Source organism: Nitrobacter sp. TKz-YC01, from assembly GCF_047824785.1.
Lineage (GTDB): Bacteria > Pseudomonadota > Alphaproteobacteria > Rhizobiales > Xanthobacteraceae > Nitrobacter.
Genome location: NZ_CP181167.1, coordinates 2,646,723 through 2,670,888, shown reverse-complemented (window position 1 = coordinate 2,670,888; position 24,166 = coordinate 2,646,723). Strand labels below are relative to the sequence as shown.

The 24,166-nt window shown below is 62.4% G+C and carries 19 protein-coding genes; 15 read left to right on the top strand and 4 right to left on the bottom strand.

Features of this window, described 5'->3' with window-relative positions:
- Nucleotides 1-214 precede the first annotated feature (214 nt).
- The 6 genes from ACMYR2_RS12665 (at nucleotide 215) to ACMYR2_RS12640 (ending at nucleotide 7,895) form a co-directional block, all read left to right on the top strand.
- Nucleotides 215-1,198: a FecR family protein gene (locus ACMYR2_RS12665; RefSeq protein ID WP_347264556.1), complete on the top strand. Its 984-nt coding sequence runs from the start codon at nucleotides 215-217 to the stop codon at nucleotides 1,196-1,198.
- A gap of 105 nt (nucleotides 1,199-1,303) precedes the next feature.
- A complete protein-coding gene (locus ACMYR2_RS12660; RefSeq protein WP_416193027.1) occupies nucleotides 1,304-3,562 on the top strand; it encodes a TonB-dependent receptor domain-containing protein in 2,259 nt (752 codons plus the stop codon).
- A 149-nt stretch (nucleotides 3,563-3,711) separates the two neighbouring features.
- Nucleotides 3,712-4,197 (top strand): GNAT family N-acetyltransferase, encoded by a 486-nt coding sequence (locus ACMYR2_RS12655; protein WP_347264554.1) that lies wholly within the window; start codon nucleotides 3,712-3,714, stop codon nucleotides 4,195-4,197.
- Nucleotides 4,198-4,308: 111 nt separating this feature from the next.
- Nucleotides 4,309-6,627 carry a TonB-dependent siderophore receptor gene (locus ACMYR2_RS12650; RefSeq protein ID WP_347264553.1) on the top strand — a complete coding sequence of 773 codons (2,319 nt, stop codon included), beginning with the start codon at nucleotides 4,309-4,311 and terminating at the stop codon, nucleotides 6,625-6,627.
- Between the two features lie 115 nt (nucleotides 6,628-6,742).
- Nucleotides 6,743-7,045, top strand: coding sequence for a DUF2218 domain-containing protein (locus ACMYR2_RS12645; protein ID WP_347264552.1), 303 nt, complete (start codon nucleotides 6,743-6,745; stop codon nucleotides 7,043-7,045).
- A 403-nt stretch (nucleotides 7,046-7,448) separates the two neighbouring features.
- Nucleotides 7,449-7,895 (top strand): hypothetical protein, encoded by a 447-nt coding sequence (locus ACMYR2_RS12640; RefSeq protein ID WP_347264551.1) that lies wholly within the window; start codon nucleotides 7,449-7,451, stop codon nucleotides 7,893-7,895.
- An 80-nt stretch (nucleotides 7,896-7,975) separates the two neighbouring features.
- On the opposite strand, the gene ACMYR2_RS12635 is transcribed toward ACMYR2_RS12640, so the two are convergent.
- Nucleotides 7,976-8,221 carry a hypothetical protein gene (locus ACMYR2_RS12635; RefSeq protein WP_347264550.1) on the bottom strand — a complete coding sequence of 82 codons (246 nt, stop codon included), beginning with the start codon at nucleotides 8,219-8,221 and terminating at the stop codon, nucleotides 7,976-7,978.
- Between the two features lie 365 nt (nucleotides 8,222-8,586).
- On the opposite strand from ACMYR2_RS12635, the gene ACMYR2_RS12630 reads away from it, so the two are divergent.
- Both ACMYR2_RS12630 and ACMYR2_RS12625 read left to right on the top strand, forming a co-directional pair.
- Nucleotides 8,587-9,039, top strand: coding sequence for a MaoC family dehydratase (locus tag ACMYR2_RS12630; RefSeq protein ID WP_347264549.1), 453 nt, complete (start codon nucleotides 8,587-8,589; stop codon nucleotides 9,037-9,039).
- Nucleotides 9,036-9,929: a CoA ester lyase gene (locus ACMYR2_RS12625; RefSeq protein ID WP_347264548.1), complete on the top strand. Its 894-nt coding sequence runs from the start codon at nucleotides 9,036-9,038 to the stop codon at nucleotides 9,927-9,929. Before ACMYR2_RS12630 ends, ACMYR2_RS12625 begins: the two co-directional genes overlap by 4 nt.
- A 135-nt stretch (nucleotides 9,930-10,064) precedes the next feature.
- On the opposite strand, the gene ACMYR2_RS12620 is transcribed toward ACMYR2_RS12625, so the two are convergent.
- The gene (locus tag ACMYR2_RS12620) at nucleotides 10,065-11,339 is read right to left on the bottom strand and encodes a serine hydrolase domain-containing protein (RefSeq protein WP_416193026.1); all 1,275 of its coding nucleotides are present in this window, start codon (nucleotides 11,337-11,339) and stop codon (nucleotides 10,065-10,067) included.
- 230 nt (nucleotides 11,340-11,569) lie between these two features.
- On the opposite strand from ACMYR2_RS12620, the gene ACMYR2_RS12615 reads away from it, so the two are divergent.
- The 7 genes from ACMYR2_RS12615 to ACMYR2_RS12585 all read left to right on the top strand — a co-directional run bounded on the left by ACMYR2_RS12615 (nucleotide 11,570) and on the right by ACMYR2_RS12585 (nucleotide 21,475).
- Nucleotides 11,570-12,790 carry an NAD(P)/FAD-dependent oxidoreductase gene (locus tag ACMYR2_RS12615; RefSeq protein ID WP_416193025.1) on the top strand — a complete coding sequence of 407 codons (1,221 nt, stop codon included), beginning with the start codon at nucleotides 11,570-11,572 and terminating at the stop codon, nucleotides 12,788-12,790.
- A gap of 151 nt (nucleotides 12,791-12,941) precedes the next feature.
- The gene (locus ACMYR2_RS12610; RefSeq protein WP_347265406.1) at nucleotides 12,942-14,201 is read left to right on the top strand and encodes a Glu/Leu/Phe/Val dehydrogenase; all 1,260 of its coding nucleotides are present in this window, start codon (nucleotides 12,942-12,944) and stop codon (nucleotides 14,199-14,201) included.
- A 127-nt stretch (nucleotides 14,202-14,328) separates the two neighbouring features.
- The gene (locus ACMYR2_RS12605) at nucleotides 14,329-15,030 is read left to right on the top strand and encodes a helix-turn-helix domain-containing protein (protein WP_347265407.1); all 702 of its coding nucleotides are present in this window, start codon (nucleotides 14,329-14,331) and stop codon (nucleotides 15,028-15,030) included.
- Between the two features lies 1 nt (nucleotide 15,031).
- Entirely contained in the window at nucleotides 15,032-16,243 is a 1,212-nt protein-coding gene (locus ACMYR2_RS12600) for an efflux RND transporter periplasmic adaptor subunit (protein WP_416193024.1), read from the top strand.
- Nucleotides 16,244-16,445: 202 nt separating this feature from the next.
- The gene (locus ACMYR2_RS12595) at nucleotides 16,446-19,541 is read left to right on the top strand and encodes a multidrug efflux RND transporter permease subunit (protein WP_347264579.1); all 3,096 of its coding nucleotides are present in this window, start codon (nucleotides 16,446-16,448) and stop codon (nucleotides 19,539-19,541) included.
- Nucleotides 19,542-19,867: 326 nt separating this feature from the next.
- A complete protein-coding gene (locus ACMYR2_RS12590) occupies nucleotides 19,868-21,133 on the top strand; it encodes an FAD-dependent oxidoreductase (RefSeq protein WP_347264581.1) in 1,266 nt (421 codons plus the stop codon).
- A gap of 93 nt (nucleotides 21,134-21,226) precedes the next feature.
- Nucleotides 21,227-21,475, top strand: a complete 249-nt coding sequence (locus tag ACMYR2_RS12585; RefSeq protein ID WP_347264578.1) for a DUF6489 family protein — start codon at nucleotides 21,227-21,229, stop codon at nucleotides 21,473-21,475.
- A 114-nt stretch (nucleotides 21,476-21,589) separates the two neighbouring features.
- Here the strand turns inward: ACMYR2_RS12585 and ACMYR2_RS12580 are convergent, their stop codons facing one another.
- Both ACMYR2_RS12580 and ACMYR2_RS12575 read right to left on the bottom strand, forming a co-directional pair.
- Nucleotides 21,590-22,810: a bifunctional alpha/beta hydrolase/OsmC family protein gene (locus ACMYR2_RS12580; RefSeq protein WP_347264577.1), complete on the bottom strand. Its 1,221-nt coding sequence runs from the start codon at nucleotides 22,808-22,810 to the stop codon at nucleotides 21,590-21,592.
- Nucleotides 22,811-22,846: 36 nt separating this feature from the next.
- Nucleotides 22,847-24,043: a cytochrome P450 gene (locus ACMYR2_RS12575; RefSeq protein ID WP_347264576.1), complete on the bottom strand. Its 1,197-nt coding sequence runs from the start codon at nucleotides 24,041-24,043 to the stop codon at nucleotides 22,847-22,849.
- Nucleotides 24,044-24,166: the final 123 nt, after the last annotated feature.

Here is a 24,166-nt window from a genome sequence, read left to right as displayed (position 1 = left end):
CGTGTCGAAGTTGTTCGCCGCGTCGCAGCGGCCCACACCACTTTGCCCGTGCTGTTCCGCGGGCGTGAGGCGAGCGTGTCTCGACCGTCGCAATTCCAGGTCCGGCGCCGTGAGGCGCCGCGTTGGCCGCCTGGAAGGGCGTCGTACTCCATCTGTGCAGCGGTAGATCAGATACAGCATGATATAGTTACGGAGCCGTCGCGCGAGAGAGAGTATGGCATTCGCATCGGACAACAGGGACGACCGGGAGCGGGCTTCGCGGGAGGCGACTGAATGGTTCGTCCGCCTCAATAACCCTCTTGCCTCCGACGAGACGCGACGCGCTTATCGGGCCTGGCTGAAGGCCGATCCCACGCATCACGATGCGATGCTTGACATCTCGGAGTTGTGGGGAGCGCTCGATCGGCCTGCTGCGCACCTCGCCGCCGGCGGCTGGCATCGCAGCGCCGCTGCGTCGCCGCGGCCTGGGCCGCTGAAACGCGGATTGCGAGTCGCCGCCGCCGCCGTGATCGTGATGGTGCTGACCGGTGGCGGTGCGATATGGCGCGATCCGGGCATGATCGATCGCGCATTCGCGGATGTTGCGACGCAACCCGGCGAGCGGCGGGAAGTCCGCCTTGCTGATGGCTCGCTCGTCGTGCTGGACGGCGGCACGGCGCTGAAGACCGATATGGTCGGCGATGTCCGCGCGATCACCATGCTGCGCGGCCGTGTGTGGTTCGACGTGGTCGCGGACCGGAAGCGTCCCTTTACGGTCCATGCCGGGCGAGTCGATGTTCTGGTGCACGGCACCGCCTTCGAGGTCGATCGCGAAGCCGGCGCGGTCACGGTTGAGCACGGCAAGGTCGCGGTGTCCGATGCCGAAGCGGCCCGCGGGCCGGTCAATCTGACGAACTGGCAGCGCGTCTCGCTCCAGGATGGCGGCCTCGGCGCACCGGAGGCGGTCGATCCCGAACAGGTGTTCGCCTGGCGGCGTGGATTGATCGTCCTCGACCGGGCTCCGCTTTCGCGGGTGGTGAAAGAACTCGACAGCATGGCGGCCGGCCGTGTGCTGGTCGTCGATCCGGAACTGCGGCGGATGACGCTCTCCGGCACCTTCCGGGCGGACGATCCCGGCGCCGTTCTGGAGGCGCTCCGGAGCACGCTCGGGGTCCGGACCCTCTCGGTTCCGGGTTTCGCCACGCTGATCTATCGATAAAAGGCTCATCTTTTTTACGGGGTCTGGGTCTCTTGCCCGTTGAATATCGGGAAGGGTTGCCGATCGCGCGCGCTCCCCCGGTCGGGGTGGGGGACCTCATAGGCCATGCGGAAGTTTACAAGTGCCGCCGTGCTGAGTTGCGGGGTGTCGATATGTTCGGTGACGCTCCTCGTCGCTGGCGCTCATGAAGCATGGGCGAGGGATGATACCGCTTACAGCTTCAGCATCCCTGCGAAGCCGCGCCTTTCGGCGCTTGCCGATTTCACGGCCACGACCGGCATCCAGGTGGTCCGCCCGGACGCAGGCGCGATCCGCGGTGTCTCGCGAGCGGTAAGCGGCCGGTATTCAGCCGAGACGGCGCTTCGGGAAATCCTCGCCGGTTCGAATCTCGGCTATCATTTCACGGGGCCGCGCACGGTCGCGATCGAGGCGCCGGGCGTTTCCGCCGGTTATGGCGGCGACGTCGTCACGCTCGATACGATCAGCGTGACAGGCGGCGCGCAGGACATCGGGCGCGGCGGCGTCAGCGAAATCAACATTACCCGCGCGGATATCGAGCGCCGCAACGCAACCGACGTCAAAGGCGTGTTTCGCGGCGAGGCGGGCGTTACCGTCGGATCCCCGCTGCCGATGTCCCAGAAGGTCTATGTACACGGCATCGAGGAGACAAACCTCGCGGTCTCGATCGACGGCGCGCGGCAGAACAACAAGGTGTTCCACCACAACGCGACGACGATGATCGATCCGAACCTTCTCAAGGCGGTGCGCGTCGATGCGGGAGTGGCGCCCGCCGATTCCGGCGCCGGAGCGCTCGGCGGCGCGATCGCCTACGTGACCAAGGACGCGAGCGATTTTCTGTCCGAGGACGGCTTCGGCGGTTCGCTGAAGTCGATATTCAATTTCAACGGTCATGTCTCGACGAACAATCTGACCAGCTACTCCCGCCAGGGCGGCGTCGAGACGCTCGGCTCATTGACATATGGCAGGGGAAACGAGTTCAGGGCCGGCAATGGCCAGGAGGTGCTCGGCACCGCGACCAACTTTCTAAGTGGAATCGGCAAGGCCGCCTATCAGGGCATCGAAGGTCACAGGTTCGCGATCAGTCACGAACAGATGCGTGACGACGCCATCCGGCCCTTCCGGGCGAACGCCGCGCAGATCGTGGACGTCAGGCCGACGCCTCTGCTGCGCCCTTACAAGCTTGATCGGCAGAACACCGTCTTCACCTATACCGACGCCTCGCCCGAGGGGTGGTGGGATCCCAAGTTCGTGCTGGCCTACACCCGCTCGAAAGTCGCGGTGGACCAGTACAGCGGCGCCACGATCGACACGTACAGCTACACCAGTGAGGGTATCACCGACAGCCTCAACGGAAAGCTGGAGAACAAGTTTGCCCTGCCTATCGGCAATATCGTCGCGGGCCTGGATTTTTATCGAGACCGCGCCGAATACACCGACAAAGGCTACCGGACAGCCGAACGGGCCAGCAATTTCGGCGCTTATGCCCAGGCGCGGCTGAGGCCCTGGGAACGCACCCGGCTCTCCTTCGGCCTGCGCGGAGAGCATCAGCATTTCGAGGGCGTCAACGGCTTTCGTTCCAGTGACCAGGGCCTTAGCGGCAACGTGTCCGGCGAGCACGATCTGACGAGCTTTCTCACAGCCAAGGCCGGCTATTCGCATGTCTGGGCCGGCATCCCGCTGTCGGAAAACTACGCCCAGAACCCCGCCTGGAACTACGGCGCCGGACCGAAGTCGGTGACGTCGAACAACTACACGGCGGGTCTCGTTGCACATTACGGAAGCCTTGAACTCGAGGGGGGCGTCTTCCGCACCCGGATCAACAATGCGCGCGTGCCGCTATGGGCGCCCGACATGGCGTTGCGAGCTTTCAACCTGCAGACGCAGGGCTTCCAGGCTGGCGGTACTTATAATTGGGCCGACGGATTTGTGCGGGTGCGGTTCATACGCATCGATGCGGAAATCGACGGCCGGCCGGCCGACTCCTATGTGGGCAGGTATCTGACGGCCCCGATCGGGGATGTGCTGACGTTTCAGGTCGTGCACACCATCGCGCCATGGAAGCTGACGGTCGGCGGCGATGTCGAGATCGTCTTCGACAACAACACGCTCTTCGATCCCGCGACCGGGATCGGCCGGCTCGAAGGCTATCAGGTGCTCAATGCCTTTATCGAGCACCGCTTCTTCTATCTGCCTTCGCTGAAGATGCGTGGAGAGATCAGGAACCTGTTCAACGCCACCTATACCGCCCGCGGCACCTACGGCCTGGAATTTGGCAATGGCCTGGTGCGGCCTCTTTACGAATCCGGCCGGGCGTTCCTGGCAAGTCTCAGGCTCGACTTCTGATGTCTGCGCTTCATCCATCGTCGATAGTGAAACCGCAGGAGAACCACCTTGATGCCGGGTCCACAGGCGGCATTCAGCGCGGGAGAGACGGCCCGCGGAGTCACGAGGTGCCGGCACATGATCGTCTGACCGAACTTCCGGAGAAACGAATGGAGATTACTATCCGCGCCATGCGCAGTGAGGACGCTGCTGATATTTTCGAGATCGTCAATCAGCACGCATTTCGTTTCTGGACTCTCGCTCTCCCTTACGAATCCTTCGACAAGGTCAGGAAGTGGCTCGAACCGCAGTCACCGCGGGATCTGCATCTCTCGGCTGAACTGGATGGCCGGGTCGTCGGCGCCTCGGCGCTGCGTCCCTTCTACGGACGCCGCGCCCATGCGGCCGAGTTCTGGATCGGCGTTCACGAAGACCATTCCCGAAAGGGAATCGGCTCCCGGCTGCTCGGCGCGATGATCGACGCCGCCGACAATTGGCTGAACATCAAGCGGATCGAGATGACCGTGTTCACCGACAACGTCAGCGCGCTCGCGCTCTACAACAAATTCGGTTTCGAGATCGAGGGCACCCACAAAGCCGCGACGTTCAGGGATGGCGTGTTCGTCGATGCGTATTGCATGGCGCGCCTGCGATGACGGCAGGCCGCCCGAAACCCGCCGTCACGCCGCAAACCAGCGCGGAGCACGCTTCCGCTCCGCTATCCATTCGCACCTATTGTTGAACACACATTGCATCGGAGACTTTTTATGAGAAGGCAGGTTGGTCAAATAGCTCTCATTATCTCAGGCCTGGGCGTTCTGCCTCTGTCTGAAAGCGCCATCGCGCAGTCCTCATCTTCGAGCGCCGGCACGACGCTCACGCCGATCGAGGTGATCGCGCCGCGGACGCGCCCGGCGACGCGAAACCGAACGGTTCGCGCGGCGCCGAATCCGCATCGGGCCGCGGTGCGGCCACGTTCCCGCGAGGCGACGCCCCCGCCGGCCGCTCCTTCCCCGCCCGCCCTGCCGCAGACTGGAACCGTCGGACAGCCTCCGGCGCCGTATGCCGGCGGCCAGGTCGGAACGGGCGTACGGATGGGTATGCTGGGCAACACGTCGGTTCTCACGACGCCGTTCAATGTCACCGGCTACACCTCCAAGCTGATGGAGGATCAGCGGGCGAGAAGCATCGCGGATGTCACGCTCAACGATCCTTCGGTCCGCAACGACGCGCCGCCGTTCAGTGAGCGCGACTCGTTCTTCATCCGCGGATTTTCGGTGACCAACCTCGACACCGCTTATGACGGGCTGTTCTACCTCTCCAACCCGCGCCGGAGCTTCCTTGAGGGAATCGAACGCGTCGAAGTCCTCAAGGGCCCGAGCGCGCTGCTCAGCGGCGGCACCGCGCGCACTGGCGGCACGATCAACATGATTCCGAAGCGCGCCGGCGACGAGCCGCTGACGCGTCTGACGACGACCTACATCAGCAACTCGCAGATCTGGAACCACGCCGATCTCGGCCGCCGCTTCGGAGAAAACAAGGAGTGGGGCGTTCGTTTCAACGGCTCTTACCGCAAGGGCAATACGCCGCTCGATCTCAACTCGGCCGAAGTCGGTGTCGCCGCGCTCGGTCTGGATTATCGCGGCGAACGGTTCCGCGCCTCGCTGGACTTTAACAGCTCGGTTCAGAACATCAGGGCGCCGACCTCGCTGTTCAATAGAGTGGCTCCGGGTATCGAGATCCCACCGGCGCCAAACGGCCGCATCAACACATCGAGCCGCGACGAATTCATCGACAGTCGCTACAAGATGGTCGCCGGCCGCGCCGAATACGATCTGTTGCCGGATACGACCGTCTATATCGCGGGCGGCGGCAGCAGATACAACGAGGACTTTCTCACCTCCTCCTACCAGATAACTAACCCGAACGGGACGGCGATCAATTCGCTTGCGATTCAGCCGCAGAAGCTTCAGGGATTCGCAGGTGAGATGGGCCTGCGTTCGAAGTTCCGGACCGGTGTCGTCGGTCACCAGGTGAACGTCGCGGCCGTCACCATGACCAACGAGCTTTACCGCGGCGGCGTTCTCGGCTTCACCCCGTTCAGTTACGTGACGAACATCTACAATCCCGTCCGCTTGCCGCCAGGCTCGTTCCAGACCACAGGATTCGCGAGGTCCGACGACAGGCCGTTGTTTACGCGGCTGGTCGCGCGAAGCGTCGCGGTGTCCGATACGCTCTCGGTCTTCGACGACAGGTTGCTCGTGACGCTCGGCGGGCGCTGGCAGGACATTGCGATCAGCGGCTATTCGACCGCGCCCGGACCTAACCTGGGCATGGAGACCTCGCGTAATCAGCAGGCTCGTTTCAGCCCGGCCGTCGGCGCTGTCCTGCGTGCGACCGATCGGCTGTCCTTTTACACGAACTACATAGAATCGCTCGATGCGGGACCGACGGCGCCCGCGCTCGCGGGCAATAGCGGCACGGTTTTCCCGCCGGTGGTGAGCCGGCAACAGGAAGTCGGCGCCAAATACGATTTCGGCACCGTCACGGTGACGGCCTCGCTCTTCGAGATCAGGCAGCCGTTCGCCTTCACGGATCCCGGCACCAACCTCTTCTCCGTCGCCGGCCTTCAGCGTAACCGCGGTTTCGAACTCAACGTGTTCGGCTCGCCGATTGAGGGGCTCCGTCTGCTCGGCGGCATCGCGCTGATGGATGCCACGCAGGTCAACACGATTGGAGGCCGCTTCGACGGCAACAACGTGCCGGGCGTTCCGGTCACGGCGCTGAACCTTTACGGCGAGTATGATCTGCCGCACTGGATGGCCCCGGGCGTGACGATGACCGGGCGGGTGATCCGTACCGGGGACGTGTTCTACGATCAGGCCAACACGCAATCCGTTTCCGGCTGGACGCGGTTGGATCTCGGGGCGAGATATACGTTCGTGGGTCCGTTGGGCAAACCCATTGTCATGAGGGCCATCGTCGAGAACGTGGCTGACAACGCCTACTATCTATCCGCCGCCCGCGGCTTCCTCGCCGTGGGTGCGCCGCGAACCTACATGCTGTCGGCTACGTTCAATTTCTGATCGCCGATCGAAAAAGGCCCCCTCGGCTCAGCCGAGGGGGCGCGGGTCACCGGTCGCAGGCGTGAATCATGCCGCGACGGCACGGTCCAATCGTATTCGAGCCTGGAGGTTGCCGATGAATCCGCAGTCCCGCAGCGCCACGGAAACGAGCCGCGCAACGGTGAATACGGTGCATGCAAGCCGATATTTGCAGCAGCTTTGCAAACATTGGGCCCATAAATTCGAAACCGAGTACGATTCCGTCAAGGGCAGGATCGCGCTTCCTCTGGGAGAGGCACGGCTGACAGCCGAACCGGAAAGTCTTGTCATCGACCTGGCGACCGAGGACGCCGCCAGCCTTGCGACGCTGCGGGAGGTCGTGGCCAGTCATATCGAGCGTTTCGCGTTCCGCGAAACACTCCGCTTCGACTGGACGTAATCGAGGCGCGGAACACCTGCGTGATTCCCCGCCGGCTTCGATGACGGCAACCGGTCGAACGACTCTAGCTTTTTGATTTGACACGTTTTCTTCACACGAACCGGTTCCCACTTCGCTCGAAAACGCTATAGCAAGCAAACCCGGCACGCTATTCTCGCTGATGATCGCTGCGGCATGTCGCAAAGAGCATCACGCCGCCGCGCGCGGCGTCACGAACCGCGTCCTGCTTGAATCACATCACAAAAAACTCGTCCGCAGCCTTTTTTTGCTTCTGATTCCATCGAAAGCAAAGAATCTAGGGTTTTCCAGGACGGGGCGCCGATATAGAGACGGTGTCAATGGACAGAAGACGGACGGGGCGAGCGTTGATCGAAGCGCCTCGCAGTGGATGCAGAGAACAGGAATGCTCAGGGATTTTCAGGTTGCTCTCACGGCTGCCTTCGCGCTGGCCGCGGCGACCAGCGTAGCGATGGCGGGGCTTTCTCAGGACCGCCGGGAGGATCAGCCGCCGCAGAGCCGCCCGAAGCCGCCTCATACTCGCCAGAGCAATCCGCCCGCGCGGGGCAATTTGCCTGCTGTCGGCGGGTTTGATGGCGGCTGGTCGTTCACGGGGACAAGCACCAACTGTCAGGGAAGTGGCGGCGGCTCTTTCACGGTTTCAGGCACGCAGGTCATCGTCTCCGGTGGCGGAAGCGGTCGCGTTAGCCGAAACGGTGCGTTTCAAGCCTCGACAAATGCCGGCGGCGGCGTGAGGCTCAGCGCGGTTGGCCGGCTTTCGGGAAACAGGGGAGGCGGATCATATCAGCGCAGTGACGGATGCGTCGGCAGGTGGAGCGCCGTCCGGCGGTGAGAGGTCATTGGCAGGCTCGCGAGGCTCGCTTGAGAATACGGGCTCACGAGAATCCTTCAGCGAAGGGGCTCCCGCGATGGTTACTTGACAACATGCGGCGGGTCGATCGTGCGTTTCACCCACTGGCCAAGAACATAAAACACCACGAATATGACCGTGGCGATCAACGCGATCGTTAAATCCGCGACGTCGCCTTTAAGTACCTTGGCAAGGATATAGACGCCTGCGAGCCCTGCTCCAAAGACAGCTAGCGAGGCGGCTTCGGCAACGAATTTCCGGGTCAATTTTGTCTCCATGAGGGATGGATTCTCGATCTGCGAGAACATTGCGCAACTGGCCTCGCAAGGAGCAAAGCCTGCCGGTTGCCCTGATCCGGGGCCGTTCCGCTTTCGAACGGAATCGTGGCTCCCTGATTTTGATCTATAGCGTTTTCGAGCGAAGTGGACACCGGTTCGCGTGAAGAAAACGCGTTAAAATAAAATCATAGAGCGTTTTCGAGCGAAGTGGACATCGGTTCGCGTGAAGAAAACGCGTTAAATCAGAATCTGAAAGCCTCGCTTCTGATTCCATCAGAAACGAAAGGGGTCAAAGTCCGGCTCATTGCGGTCGGCGGTAGCGGATGGCAAACTCCGGAACCGGCCACGATGTTGACGCTGAGCGTTCAATCCGATGGCGGTCGAGGAGAAGCCGAATGGCCGGACTGTATTTCGAGCAGTTTTCCGTCGGGCAGACGTTCGTTCACGAAGTTCGGCGGACCGTCACCGACATGGACAATGTCCTGTTCTCCTCGCTGACCTGCAATCCGGCCGCGCTGCATATCGATCACGAATACGCCAGATCGACAGAATTCGGCAAACCACTGATCAACTCCATCTTCACGCTGGGTCTCATCATCGGCCTTTCGGTGCAGGATACTACTTTTGGAACCACGGTCGCAAACCTCGGCATGGAAGAAACAAGGTTTCCCCATCCGGTATTCGCCGGCGATACGTTGCGCGCGGAATCGAAAGTGATTTCGGTTCGCGACAGCAAGTCGCGGCCAACGCAGGGTATCGTCACTTTCGAGCATCGCGGATACAACCAGCGCGACGAAGAGGTGGTGTTCTGCCGGCGCAACGCGCTGATGATGCGGAGTCCGGCATGAAATGGCGCTCGCTACTTTTCGTCCCCGCTGACAGCGATCGCAAGTTCGCGCGAGCCGATGGCTGCGGCGCGGATGCGCTGGTTCTCGATCTGGAAGATTCTGTCGTGCCTGGCCGCAAGGCGATGGCGCGTGAGGCGGTGAAGAGTTTCCTCAGCGGCGCGACTGCCCGGGATTGGACGTTTCTGGTTCGGATCAACGCGCTCGGAACGGGCCTGACGCTGGCTGATCTTGCGGCTGTGGTCCGCCCGGGGCTGGACGGCATCCTGATTCCGAAGGTCAACGGCATTCAGGACATCGAGCAGATATCACATTACGTCGATGTCCTGGAGGTGGCCGCGGGCATTCCCGCCGGCCATGTGAAACTGCTGGCTGTCGCCACCGAGACGCCGGCTGCGATGCTCGGCTTTTCCGGTTATGCAGCACAACGTCCAGGGCAAGTCTCAAGGCTTGCGGCCATGACATGGGGTGCTGAAGATCTCAGCGCCGCGGTGGGCGCGCTGACCAATAAAGAGCCGAACGGCGATTGGACATTCCCTTATCAGGTCGCGCGCGCCCAATGTCTGTTCGCCGCCAACGCGGCCGGCGTTGTTGCGCTGGATACGCTGTATAGTGATTTCAGGGATCAGGCGGGCCTCGCCGAGAGCTGCCGTATCGCCCGCCGCGACGGATTCGTCGGGCGTCTTGCGATCCATCCGGATCAGGTTGCGACCATCAACGCCTGCTTCACGCCAAGCGAAACCGATCTGGCGCACGCCCGCCGCGTCGTCGCCGCCTTCGCCAGTCAGCCTGATGCGGGCGTGATAGGTATCGAGGGCAGGATGTATGACATTCCGCACCTGATCGCGGCGAAGCGAACGCTCGCATCGGCCGGAGAGGGAACGACGAAATAGCGTTGAGGCTTGAATAGACAGGCAACGCGGTTCAAGGATCAGAGCATTTTCCGGCGAAGCGGATGACCTGTTCGCCGCAGGAAAATGCGACCAGACAATAGTTTCTGGAGCATGGTCCGATTCAGCTTGATGACATCATGCTCCGGCGTCGGTGATGGCCGCATATACCATGGTGCGAAGTTCGCGCCTGACGGGATAGGCGGTCGAGGGGATCACCTGCGTCATGAAGATGGCGATCAGTTCTTCCGCCGGATCGATCCAGAATGATGTCGTCGCAACGCCGCCCCAGGCGTATTCGCCGGCGCTTCCGGCTATCAGCGTCCTTGCGGGATTGATGGTGACGGCGAAGCCGAGGCCGAAACCGATGCCGCTGTAGGTCGCTTCCGAGAACATGGATTGCGACATCTCCGGCAAGTCCCGATTGCCGGGGAGATGATTGCTCGTCATCAGCGCCAGCGTTTTCGGCCCGATCAGCCTGACGCCGCCGAGTTCTCCGCCGTTGAGCAGCGCCCGGCAGAAGGTGAGGTAGTCGGCAGCCGTCGAGCAAAGGCCGCCGCCTCCCGAGATGAAGCCGGGCGGGGAGAGAAACGGGCTGGTGGCGGGATCGTCCTGCAACGTCAGCCCGCTCCTCGCGCCCGGCGAATGGGCCGGCATCATGCCGCCTGCATCAGCGCTATAGCAGGCCGCGAGCCGGTGCGCCTTGCCGGCCGGCACGAAGAAGCCGGTGTCGGCCATTCCCAACGGTTCGAAAATGCGCTCTTTCAGGAACCGGTCGAAGGGAATGCCGCTGATCCTGCCGATGAGGTAGCCGATCACATCCGTGGAGACCGAGTAATTCCAGGCCTCGCCCGGCGAGAATTCCAGCGGAATGCCGGCAAGATCTGCGATCATCGAATCCAGCGTGCCGGTAAGGTTCAGCGCGCCGATCTGCTGGTCGCGGTACGCCGCGTCGACGCTGGTCCGCTGCTGAAAGCCGTAGGTCAGTCCGGATGTGTGACGGAGCAGATCGACGATCTGCATCGGCCGCGACGGCGGCCTGGTCGTGAAAGCAGGCGCGGCGCCCGCCTGGAACACGCCGAGGTTCTTCCATTCGGGAATATATTTGTGGACGGGGTCGTCGAGCGCGACCAGACCCTGTTCCACCAGCATCATGAAAGCCACCGAGGTGATCGGCTTGGTCATGGAATAGATGCGGAAGATGGTGTCATCCTTCAGCCGCGCCTTGCGTTCCAGGTCGGCAAAACCCTGCACCGAACTGTGCACGAGGCTGCCGCGCCGGTGCACCATAAGCTGCGTGCCCGGAAACCGGCCGGCATCGATGTATCGCCGCTTCAGGTGATCATCGACGCGCGCGAGCGCGACGCTGGACATCCCCGAAGCTTCGGGAGAGCCGGGATTGAGGACTGTCATCTGGGGTCGCTCCGGGTGAGAGGGCCAGTTTCGGATCGATCAGGACCGTTCCGCCTACAAGGTGTGTCGCATGACCCGGTTGATTGTTAACCGCGGTTCCGCCGGGAGTGGCAATCGGCGGCGGGTTCGTGCAAGAAAACGGCGCGGGCCGACACCCGCTCCCGGAAAGATAACGCTTTGGAGGCGATATGACAGACGTTCAGACCGTCCTGAACTGGTGGGCTTGACGAATGGAGGACGCACCGATTCTGATCGTCGGCGCCGGCCATGCCGGCTTTCAACTTGCCGTTTCGCTTCGTCAGGCCGGGTACGAGGGGCCTGTCGGCCTGATCAATGACGAGCCGCATCTGCCTTACCAGCGGCCTCCGCTCTCGAAAGCCTACCTGAAAGGCGGCGGAAGCCCGGATTCGGTGATGTTCAGGCCGGAGAAATTCTATCACGATCAGCGCATCGAACTGATCGCCGATCGCGCCGTCGCCATCGATCGCGGCGCGCTTCAACTCGTCTGCGCCTCCGGTGCGTCCCGGCCTTATAAACACCTCGTGCTGGCGACGGGCGCGCGCAACCGCCTGCTCGACGTTCCCAACGCCGATCTGGAGGATGTCGTGTATCTACGATCGCTCGACGAGAGCGAGAAGCTGCGGCAGCTCTTCGCCACCCGGCGGCGGGTGGTGGTTGTCGGTGCGGGCTTCATCGGCCTCGAATTCGCGGCCACGGCGCGGGCGAAGGGGCTGGAGGTCGATGTCGTGGAGCTTGCGCCGCGCGTAATGGCGCGTGCGGTCACGCCGGAGATTTCGGAGTTCTTTCAGCAGCGCCACAGCGAAGCCGGGATTCGCCTTCATTTCGGAGTGCAGGCGACGAGCATCGTCGGCGACGGAGGCCGCGTGTCAGGCGTTGCCTTGAGCGACGGCAGACAACTTGCGGCGGATCTCGTGGTGGTCGGCATCGGCGTTCTGCCCAATGTCGAACTGGCGGGGGAGGCGGGCCTGCCGGTGGCCTCCGGAATTATCGTCGACGAGCATCTGCTCACCGCCGACCCGAACATTTCGGCGATCGGCGATTGCGCCCTGTTTGCGAGCGAGCGTTTCGGCGCGTCGCTGCGGCTCGAATCCGTGCAGAACGCGACCGATCAGGCGCGCTGCGTGGCGGCGCGGCTGATCGGTCACGCGAAGAACTATGACGGTTTTCCGTGGTTCTGGAGCGATCAGGGGCCGGACAAGCTGCAGATCGCGGGTTTGACGACCGGTTACGATCAGGTCGTCGTGCGTGGCGATGTCGGGCAGGGGTCGTTCTCCGCGTTCTGTTACAAGGGCGGCTGTCTGATCGGAATCGAATCGGTCAACCGTGCGTCGGATCACGTCTTCGGCCGTCGCTTTCTGGCGGTGAACGGTTCGATTCCGCCGGAGCAGGCTGCCGATACCGCTTTCGATCTCAAGCGGGCGCTTGCCTGAAATCCTGCCGGCGGAAACATCGCATCGCGGCCTCCATCATGCGGCGATCGGTTGACGCACAGGCTTCACATGATGCTTTTATGCAGCCTTTATCCGGGCGAGGGATGTTATCATTGATTGTTCGCGAACCAGATCACGCAGGGAGAAAACGATGACGGTTTACGCCGGCCCGGTGTTCGACATGGCGGTTCAGCAGTTCGGGGTCATCGCTGACCACCTGTCGATCCCGATGGATGAGCGAGAGCGCATCCTGATGCCCAAGCGCGCCATCACGATTTCCTGCCCGGTGCATCGCGATGACGGATCGATCGCGGTTTTCGAGGGATACCGCGTGCAGCATCATCTCACGCTGGGCCCGACCAAGGGCGGCACCCGCTTTGCGCCGTGCGTGGATATCGGCGAGGTGGCCGCGCTCGCCATCTGGATGAGCTGGAAATGCGCGCTGGTCGGATTGCCCTATGGCGGAGCCAAAGGCGGCGTCAGCGTCGATCCGCAATCGCTTTCGATGCGCGAGTTGGAAGGGCTGTCGCGCCGTTACATGCAGGAGATGATTCCGTTCGTCGGGCCGCACACCGATGTGATGGCTCCGGACATGGGCACGAACGAGCAGGTGATGGCCTGGTTCATGGATACCTATTCCATGTATCAGGGCCGCACCGTCACCGAGATCGTCACCGGCAAGCCTGTCAGCACGGGCGGCACGCTTGGCCGTCGCGAGGCCACGGGCCGCGGCGTTGCCCATCTCGTCCGCCGCGTCATGAAGGAACGCGACATCGCGTTCGGTGGTGCGACCGCCGTCGTTCAGGGCTTCGGCAACGTCGGCTCCCAGGCGGCGCTCGAACTTTACAACTCCGGCGTCAGGATCATCGCGGTGAGCGATCACACCGGCGCCCTTTATGACAGCAAGGGCCTGGATATTCCCGGGTTGCTGCGCCACACCGGGACGCAGGGAAGCCTCGCGGGATATTCCAACCAGCTTCATTACGATCCCGCGGCGATCCTGACCCTGCCGTGCGACGTGCTCGTTCCCGCCGCGGTGGAGCGCGTGATCGACGCGCGCGTCGCCGAGAACCTGAAATGCCGCGTTCTGGCCGAGGGCGCCAACGGGCCGACCACGCCTGAAGCCGATCTGATCCTGGAGACGCGACAGGACGAGATCTTCCTGATTCCGGACATCCTCTGCAATTCAGGCGGCGTGGTGGTCAGCTACTTCGAATGGGTTCAGGGTCTGCAGCAACTGTTCTGGGAAGAAGATCAGGTGACGCGACGCGAATACCAGATCCTTGACCGCGCCTTCGGGCAGATGGTCGAGCGGGCGAAAAGGGACGGTATCTCGCATCGCACCGCCGCGATGGCGCTCGGGGTCGAGAAAGTGCGGTCCGCGAAGGCGACGCGCGGACTTTTTCCGTAACCGCCCGGCCGCCGTATTCCATCGTTTCCCCGGCATTAAAAGGGGGTGGTGGATCATTTCGGTCTTGAATTGATGCAATGCAACATTCGCCTTGACTCAAGTGAGGTGAGTGCTTACTCACATCACCATGAGCAACCTGCGGATGACCGGCGATCTGCGACGTGAGTTGATTCTGAGCGCTGCGAAACAGTGTTTCGCACGCCACGGGTTCGCGGGTACGACGACCAAGAGCGTTGCGGCCGCCGCATCGATCTCAGAGGCGTTGCTGTTCAAGCATTTTCCCACCAAGGCCGCGCTCTACGCCGAAATTCTGGCCGAAGCTTGCGAGGCGGATCCGGCGCTGCATCGCCTGCTTGATCGCGAGCCCTCGACGGAGACGCTCGTTATCCTTGTCCGCGGCATGGTCAGGCACTTTCTGAACGTCTCCGCTTCGCCGGATCAGCAGGAAGCGCAGCGCCTGCGCCTCATGGTTTCAAGTCAGCTCGACGACGGTGAGTTCGCCCGATTGCTGTACGAGAAAATCCGGGATCTGATCGGCCGGGCCTTCACGGCTTCACTTGAGCAGGCGATTGCGGAGGGCGATGCCGAGCCGGTAGGGCGTGATCCGCTCAATCTGTTCTGGTTCGCTCATCATACGGTTCTCATGTTGGTTCTCAGCAGGCTTCCTTCCGTTCCAGCCCTGTCATATGGCGGCGAGCCCGACCTGGAACGGCAGATTTGTGAATTCATTCTTCGGGGGATCGGTTTGAATGCAGCGGCGATTGCCTTGCATCTGGACCGGGAACCTGTATTCAACGCCGCCCAAACGTCGGCCGTAGAAAGTGCATGACATGACGGTAAGAAGGGAAGGCGATACCGGCGACAAGACCGAGGTACCGCCGCGCGAACTGGACGAGAATCCTCGCAAGCGCCCGGTGCGCATGGTGCGCTGGTTCATCATTGCCGGCATACTGCTTGTATTGCTGGTCGGCGGGCTGGTCGGGTTCAACGCGTTCCGCGCGCACATGATCGCGCAGTTCTTCGCCAACAATAAACCGCCGCCGGTGACCATCAGCGCGGTCGAGGTCAAATCGGAAGTCCTGCCCAATCTGCAGCGGGCGGTGGGCAGCCTGGCCGCGGTGCATCAGGTCAACGTGACGTCCGATGTGAACGGGCGCATCACCGAGATTTTGTTCACGGCCGGCAGCCGCGTCGTCAAGGGGGCGCCGCTGGTTCAACTGTTCGACCAGCCGGAGCAGGGCGATCTGGCCAGCTTCAAGGCCCAGGCGACGGTCTCAAGACTTGCCCTGGAACGGGCGAGGCAGCTCGCCGCGCGCCAGGTCGGTCCGCAGGTGACGGTGGACCAGACGCAGGCCGCTTTCGACCAGGCCAATGCCGGCATCGCCAAGACCGAAGCGATCATTTCGCAGAAGCTGGTGCGCGCGCCGTTCGACGGCGTGCTCGGCGTGCGTCAGGTGGAAGTGGGACAGTTCCTGACCGCGGGGACGCAGATCGTGTCGCTGACCGATCTGTCGACCCTGTTCGCGAACTTCACCGTGACTGAAAAGGACAGCGCGCGGCTTGCGGTCGGCCAGACGGTGCGGGTGTCGGTCGATGCCTATCCGGGCAGGGAGTTTGACGGCAAGATCACCACCATCGAGCCCCAGATAGCCACCGAAACCCGCAACATTCGCGTCCAGGCCACCATCGTCAACCCGGACAACATCCTTAAACCCGGCATGTTCGCCGATGTGATCGTGGTGCTGCCGGACAAGCCGCCGGCTGTCACGGTCCCGGAAACCGCGGTCGATTACACGCTGTATGGCGACTCCGTCTATCTCATCAAGGAGAAGAAGGAGGATGACGGCAAGACCAGCCTGACGGTCGAGCGCACCTTTGTCCGCACCGGCGACCGGATCAATGGTCGCGCGATCATCGAGAAAGGCGTGCAGCCCGGCGACAGGGTCGCCGCGGTCGGCCAGCTCAAGCTGCAGTCGGGAGCCGCGGTCGAGATCTCGAAGGATCCGATGCCGCAGATTCCGGCGGAGCCGCCGCTGAACTGATACTATAGCGTTTTCGAGCGAAGTGGAATCCGGTTCGCGTGAAGAAAACGCGTCAAAACATAAAGATAGAGTCTTTCACCGTTTCCATGAAGCGGTGAAAGACTCTAGAGCCGGATCCGTCACGTGGCGGATCCGGATCGATCGAACGTCTCGCGGTCATGCTCCGCTCGCCGGAGCAGCCACGCGTCAATGGAGCGCCTTCATGGCATTCACGGACATCTTCATCAAGCGGCCGGTATTGTCGGTCGTCGTCAGTCTGCTGATCCTGCTGATCGGCCTGGCGGCGGCCTTCAATCTGCCGGTCCGGCAGTATCCGAAGCTGTCCAACACCGTGATCACCGTCTCCACGATCTATCCGGGCGCGTCGCCGGATCTGATGCAGGGCTTTATCACCACGCCGATCGAGCAGGCGGTCGCGTCGGCCGAAGGCGTTGACTACATCACCTCCACCTCGACCCAGGGTCAGAGCCAGATCAAGGTCTACGTCAAGCTGAACTTCGATCCGAACGCGGCGCTCACCGAGGTTTTGTCGAAGGTCAATTCGGTGAGATATCTGATCCCGAAGGAAGCCAACGACCCGGTGATCCTGAAGTCCACCGGCGAGACCACGGCGGTGATGTATATCGGCTTCTCGAGCGACGAGTTGTCGGGCTCGGCCATTTCCGATTATCTGACGCGCGTGGTGCAGCCCATCCTGTCGACGGTGGACGGCGTGGCTTCGGCCGACATTCTCGGCGGTCAGACCTTCGCGATGAGGGTATGGCTTGATCCGATGAAGATGGCCGGGCGCAACGTGACCACGGCGGAAGTCGCCATCGCGATCGCCGCCAACAACTTCCAGGCGGCGGCGGGCCAGACCAAGGGCTATTATACGATCTCCAACGTTACCACCAATACCGACCTGCAAAGCGTCGAGCAGTTCAAGCGCATGACGGTGAAGGCCAAGGACGGCGGCTTCGTGCGCATGGAAGACATCGCCACGGTGGAGCTTGCGGCGCAAAGCACCAACGCCAGCGTTGCTTTCAGCGGGCAGCGTGCGATCTTCATCGGCGTGCAGGCGACCCCGCAGGGCAACCCGCTGAACATTGTTTCCGGAGTGCGGGCGCTGTTTCCGGACATTGAGCGGAATCTTCCTCCCTCGATGAAGATGAAGGTGGCTTACGACTCGACCAAGTTCATTACCTCCTCGATTCACGAGGTGCAGAACACGCTGATCGAGGCGGTCCTCATCGTTATCGTCGTGATCTTCCTGTTTCTCGCCTCGCTGCGTTCGGTCATCATCCCGGTGGTGACGATCCCGCTGTCGCTGATCGGCGTCTGCGCGCTGATGATGGTGGCGGGTTTCAGCTTCAACCTGCTGACGCTGCTGGCGATGGTGCTGGCGATCGGCCTTGTGGTCGATGACGCCATCGTTGTGGTTGAGAATATCCACCGGCATCTCGAAGAGGGCAAGTCGGCGGTTCAGGCGTCCTTGCAGGGCGCGCGCGAAATCGTCGGCCCGGTCATCTCGATGACGATCACGCTGGCCGCGGTGTATGCGCCGATCGGCTTCCTCGGTGGTCTCACCGGCGCGCTGTTTCGCGAATTCGCTTTCACGCTGGCGGGGGCGGTGATCGTCTCCGGCGTCATCGCGCTGACACTGTCGCCGATGATGTGCTCGGTGCTGCTCAAGCACGGCGGGCAGGGATGGTTCGCCACCAAGGTCGACAGGATATTCAGTTCGGTTACCGACTGGTACGGTCGGAAGCTGGATCGCTCGCTCGACTACCGGCCGGTGACGGCGCTATTCGCGGTGACGATCCTCGGGCTGGTCGGCTTTCTCTACACGAACACCTCGACCGAGCTGGCGCCCGAAGAGGATCAGGGCATCGTGTTCGCGGTCATCAAGGCGCCGAAATACGCCAACATCGACTACATGGATTTTTACGGCGACAAGCTCGACAAGGCTTATGCAGGGTTTCCCGAGACCGACCTGCGCTTCGTGATCAACGGCACCAACGGCATCAACGATGGCATCGCCGGCATGTTGTTGAAACCGTGGGACGAACGCAAGCGCTCCGCGATGACCATCAAGCCGCTGGTGCAGGCTGAAATCAGCAAGGTCGAGGGCGTGAACGCTTTCGCCTTCAACCGGCCGCCGCTGCCGGGCGGTCCGGGTGGTCTGCCGGTCCAGATGGTGCTCTACAGCACTTCCAGCTTCCAGACGGTCTATGAGGAAATGAACAAGCTCAAGGACGCGGCGAAGAAAAGCGGTCTGTTCATCGTCTCCGACAGCGATCTCGACTATAACCAGCCGGTGGTGCGCGTCGCCATCGATCGGACCAAGGCGAACGACCTCGGCGTCACCATGCAGCAGCTCGGCGGGACGCTGGCGACGTTGCTCGGCGGCAATTATGTGAACCGGTTCAACCTCCAGGGGCGCTCCTATCAGGTGATCCCGCAGGTGCCGCGCGGCGAGCGCCTGTCGCCGCAATCCCTCGATGGGTATTACGTGCCGGGAGCCGGCGGCCAGCAGATTCCGCTGTCCACGCTGGTCTCGATCAAGACTGAAACCGATCCCAATGCGCTGACCCACTACAACCAGCTCAATGCGGCGACCTTCCAGGCCGTGCCGATGCCGGGCGTGACGGTGGGCAAGGCCGTGGAGTTCCTCGAACAGCAGGCGAAAAACCTGCCGAAGGGATTCAGTCACGATTATCTCGCCGACGCACGGCAATACGTCACCGAAGGCAATCAGCTCGCGATTGCCTTCGGCTTCGCGCTCATCATCATCTTCCTGGTGCTGGCGGCGCAGTTCGAAAGCCTGCGCGACCCGCTCGTCATCATGATCAGCGTGCCGATGGCGATCCTCGGCGCACTGATCCCGCTGTTCTTCGGCGTCGCGACGATCAACATCTATACCCAGGTTGGCCTGCTGACGCTGATCGGCCTTATCAGCAAGCACGGCATCCTGATGGTCGAATTCGCCAACGAACTTCAGATCAACGAGAAGCTCAACAAGCGGTTGGCGATCGAGAAAGCCGCGCGGGTCAGGCTGCGTCCCATCCTGATGACGACCGCGGCAATGGTTACAGGTCTGCTGCCGCTGCTGACGGCGTCGGGAGCGGGCGCGGCGAGCCGGTTCTCGATCGGTCTCGTGGTCGTGGCCGGCATGATGATCGGAACGCTGTTCACCCTGTTCGTGCTTCCGGCGGTCTATGTCGCGATCGCGACCGATCACCTTAGCGGCACCAAGTCCGAACGCCGCAGGCAGATCGCCGAATTCGACATGGAGTCGAAAGCCCTGCGACCGACATGAACTCTCGTCCATAAACTCTCGCCGGCTGTCACCCGGCGAAGGCCGAGATGTGTCCCGCCACGATTACCGCGCCGCCGCTCCCATGGTCCGGCGTGTCCGCAAGGCGGCGATCTGCAAGTTGAGGATGGCGGACAATCGCCACCCAAAGCGGGGCGGTTTGCGCACCTGAACCGCAATACTTAAGTTTGAAGGGTAACGTTCGGCGAGGCCGTACGATCCTGCGTTCGGAGATCCGTGTGGCGCTAGAGCGTTTTCAAGCGAAGTGGACACCGGTTCGCGTGAAGAAAACGCGACAAAACAAAATCATAGAGCCCGCTTCTGATTCTATCAGAAGCGGAAAGGCTCTAGTCAAATCAGATGTCCTGGTCCTCGGCGCGGGAATTGTCGGCGTTTCCGCGGCGCTGCATCTCCAGAAGCGGGGGCGCGATGTCATCCTGGTCGACCGGCACGACGGCGTGGGCCAGGAGACGAGCTACGGCAACGCAGGCCTGATCGAATCCGCGTCGGTTTTCCCGTACGTGTTTCCTTATGACCTGCGTCAGGTTCTGCGCTATGCGCTGAACCGTTTTCCCGAAGCGCATTATCGTTTCCGCGATCTGCCTGCGTTTCTGCCGTGGCTGATCCGCTATGTTTTTGCATCCGCGCCCGAACGCGCGCTCCGCAGCGCGATGGCTGCTCTGCCGCTGATCAGCCGCAGCCTTGCCGAGCATGAAGCCCTGATCGCGGAAGCGGGCGTGCCGCAGCTTCTGCGTCGGACCGGCTGGATCAAGCTGTTCCGGTCGACAGCGACGCTGGACAAGGGCATCGCTGATCTCGAACGCGTTCGCCCGTACGGGGTTGAAGGAGATATCCTCGACGCCAGGGCGATCGCCGCGCGCGAGCCGAATCTGTCCGGAAACTTCGCTGGCGCCATTCACTGGCCCGCGCCGGGCTTTATTCCGGATCCGGGAGCGCTGACGAAGGCTTATGCCGCGTTGTTCGTGCGTCGAGGCGGGCGTTTCATGGCGGCCGACGCGCGCACGCTGACGCAAGGTGAGGCGGCATGGCGCGTCGAGGGCCCGAACGGAGCACTGATGGGACGCGAGGCCGTGATTGCCATGGGCCCATGGTCCGATGATGTCTTCCGTCCGCTCGGCTACGACATGCCGCTCGGCATCAAGCGCGGGTATCATCTGCATCTGAGGCCGCGCGGCAACGCGGTTCTCAATCGTCCCGTTCTCGATTCGGATCGCGGCTATCTGCTGGCGCCAATGAATCAGGGCGTGCGCCTGACGACCGGCGCGGAATTCGCGCGGCGTGATGCGCCGCCGACCCCCGTGCAGATCGAACGAACGCTGCCTCTGGCGCGAGAATTGTTTCCCCTCGGCGAGGCGATCGAGGCCGTGCCCTGGATGGGACGGCGTCCGTGCATGCCGGATATGCTGCCGGTGATCGGAAAGGCGGCCCGACATGGAGGGTTGTGGTTCAACTTCGGACACCAGCATCACGGTCTGACCCTGGGCCCCGTCACGGGCCGACTGCTCGCCGAGATGATGACGGGCGCCGAGCCGTTTGCGGACCCGAGACCGTTTGCCGCGGAGCGCTTTCGTTGAAACCTTATGCGGCTCGCATGGCGCTTGCGCCACGGCTGTCATCGCGGCGATATTGTCTTCCCGCTGGTATCAAGCCCCTTCCCGGAGTGCGCCATGAAGATGAACATCGAGATCGAGTGTACGCCCCTTGAGGCCCGCCAGTTTTTGGGGCTCCCGGACGTTCAGCCGATGCAGAACGCCGTGATGGACAAGCTTCAGCAAAAGATGGCGGAGAACCTCGACAAGTTCTCGCCGGAAGCGATCATGAAGGACTGGTTCGATCCCAAGATGGCGGAGCGCTTTCAGGATATGTTCGTCAACATGTCGGGACTCGGGACCGGGCGAACAACAGGCAAGAAATAGAGGCGGCGAGGTGTTAGAGAGCTTTCAAGCGAACCGGTATCCACTTCGCTCGAAAACGTTGTAGGCGGGCGTGCTGGCTCAGGTTCGCGGTCAACGCTGGGAGCGGACGCTGGTTCAGCGGCTTGCCGTGCGTGTCGTGATGCGAACCTCCGAGGTCAGCGTCCTGTGAACCGGACACTTGTCCGCGATGTCGATCAGTTTCTGCCGCTGCTCCGGGTCGAGCGTTCCTTCCATCGCGATCTCGCGCTCGATCTGGTCGAGCGTACCGGTTTTGGTTTCGCACTCGGCGCAATCCGCCGCATGAACCTTGTTGTGCCGCAGGGTTACCGTTACGCGATCGAGCGGCAGCGCCTTTCGCTCGGCGTATAATCGCAGCGTCATCGAGGTGCACGCGCCGAGCGCCGCAAGCAGGAAGTCGTAAGGCCCGGGTCCGGTATCGTCGCCTCCGACCGGTATCGGCTCGTCGGCCGTCAAACGATGGGGGCCGACGGTCACGGCCTGCTGGAATTTGCCGTGACCGGTTTCCCGGACGACCACGTCGCGCGAGGTGGGACTTTCGGCGGCGCCGTGGGGCTGCGATTCGAGATAACGCTGCGCCCAGGAGGCGATCACCTCAGCCACGTAGCCGGTATCGCGCCTCTCGCTTAGCAGATGATCGGCGCCGGCGAGCGATATGAAGCTCTTGGGATGTTTTGCAGCAACGAAGATGCGGGTGGCGTTGTCGATGCCGACGATGTCATCGGTCGGTGAATGCAGGACGAGCAACGCTTTTCGCAGGTTCGCGATCTGCTCCGTCAGGTTGTGCTCGGCGATATCGTCGAGAAATTGCCGGCTGATCGGAAACGGGCGGCCGGCGAGGGACACCTCGACCGTGCCTTGCGCGCGGATGTCCGCGACGTGATCGGCGAACAGGTGCGTGACATGCGCGGGATCGGACGGCGCGGCGATCGTCACCACCGCTTCTGCTTCAGGAATCCGTGCCGCGGCAGCGAGCACGGCCGCGCCGCCGAGGCTGTGGCCGATCAGAAGCGCCGGCGCCTTGCGCATCTGCCGCAAATGGTCGGCCGCGAGCACGAGATCAGCGACATTGGAGGAGAACGTGCTGTTGGCGAATTCGCCTTCACTGGCGCCGAGGCCGGTGAAGTCGAATCGCAGAACAGCTATCCCCCGCCTCGTCAGCCCGGCGGCGATGCGCCGTGCCGCAAGCACGTCCTTGCCGCAGGTAAAGCAATGAGCGAACAGCGCGTAGGCTACCGGTTCGCCGTCGGGGAGGTCCAGCGTGGCCGCAAGTTTATGACCACCCGATCCCGAAAACTGGAAACGTTCGTGCGGCACGTCTCGCTTCCTTCTTTTGCGCGGTTAGATCAGACTTCAAGCCTTGCCGAGCAGCAGCGGAAGCTGGCGCGGGCCGCGCACGCTGCCCTCGGACCATTTCACCTCGCCTGACGGATCGAGCCGGAAATCCGGAATTCGTTTGAGCCACTCTTCGATCGCAACGATCATCTCCATGCGCGCAAGGTGGGCGCCGACGCAGCGATGGATGCCGACGCCGAAGGCGATGTGGCGGTTCTCCTTGCGGTCGATGATGATCTTGTCGGCGTCGGGGAAGACGGCCGGGTCGCGGTTGGCGGCCGGGAAGGATAGCAGCACCATGTTGCCGGGCTTCATCGGACAGCCGCTCACGGTGGTTTCTTTCATGACCTCGCGCCCCGACGTGGCCGGCGCGAAGGCGCGCAGGAATTCCTCGACGGCGGTCGGTATCAGTTCCGGCTCGGCGATGAGACGCTCGCGATCCGCCGGCGTTTGCGCGAGGTGCCACAACGAGGAGCCGATGGCGCTCCACGCGGTGTCGATGCCGGCGACCAGCAGCAAGCGCAGCGCGCCCTGGACATGCATGTCCGTCAACGGTTGTCCGTCCTCGCCCCGCGCATTCATCAATGTCGCGATCAGGTCATCGGTCGGGTGCTTTTTTCTTGCTTCGATCTGCCCGGCGAAATAGGCGACCATTTCATGAACGGCCTGCATCACCGCCGCGTCATCATTCAGTCCGACCTCAAGTATTTCATGAATCCACCGGGTGAAGAGATCGCCGTCCTTTTCCGGCACGCCCAGCATGATGGTGATGGCCCGGGTCGGAATGTATCGTGTATAGCGGGCCGCCGCGTCGCAGCTTTTCTCGTTTATGAAACCGTCGATCAGTTCATTGCAGATCGCGCGTATCCTCGGCTTCAGCTTCGCCACGGCTTCAGGCGCAAAAGGCGGGAGCAGGATCTGCTTGGCGTGCTTGTGCGCTGGCGGGTCCGACGTGATCGGCGGCGCCGGCGGCGGCGGCTCCGGGCGGAAGTTGCGGACCACCACGCGGCGCGACGAAAAATGCTCGGTGTTGTGGCAGATTTCCTTCACCGCCTCATAGGTGGTCGGCAGGTAGACTCCGAGAAAGCGGTCGGTGTGAGCGACGGGACATTGGGCGCGCAGCTCGTCCCAGATCGGGTAGGGATTTTCGGTCCAGCGAGGGTCGGTATGGTCAAAATCGTGAACCCAGTCGGTGACAGGGGCGGGGCTGGACATCGATTCCTCCGGGAAATGACCGCCACCGTCCGACGCCGGAGCGCTGGCGTTTGAAATACCAAAATACGATCTCGGCCTTTCGCGATAATGAGAGCGATTTGCGGGGAATTGGCCCGCGCGACC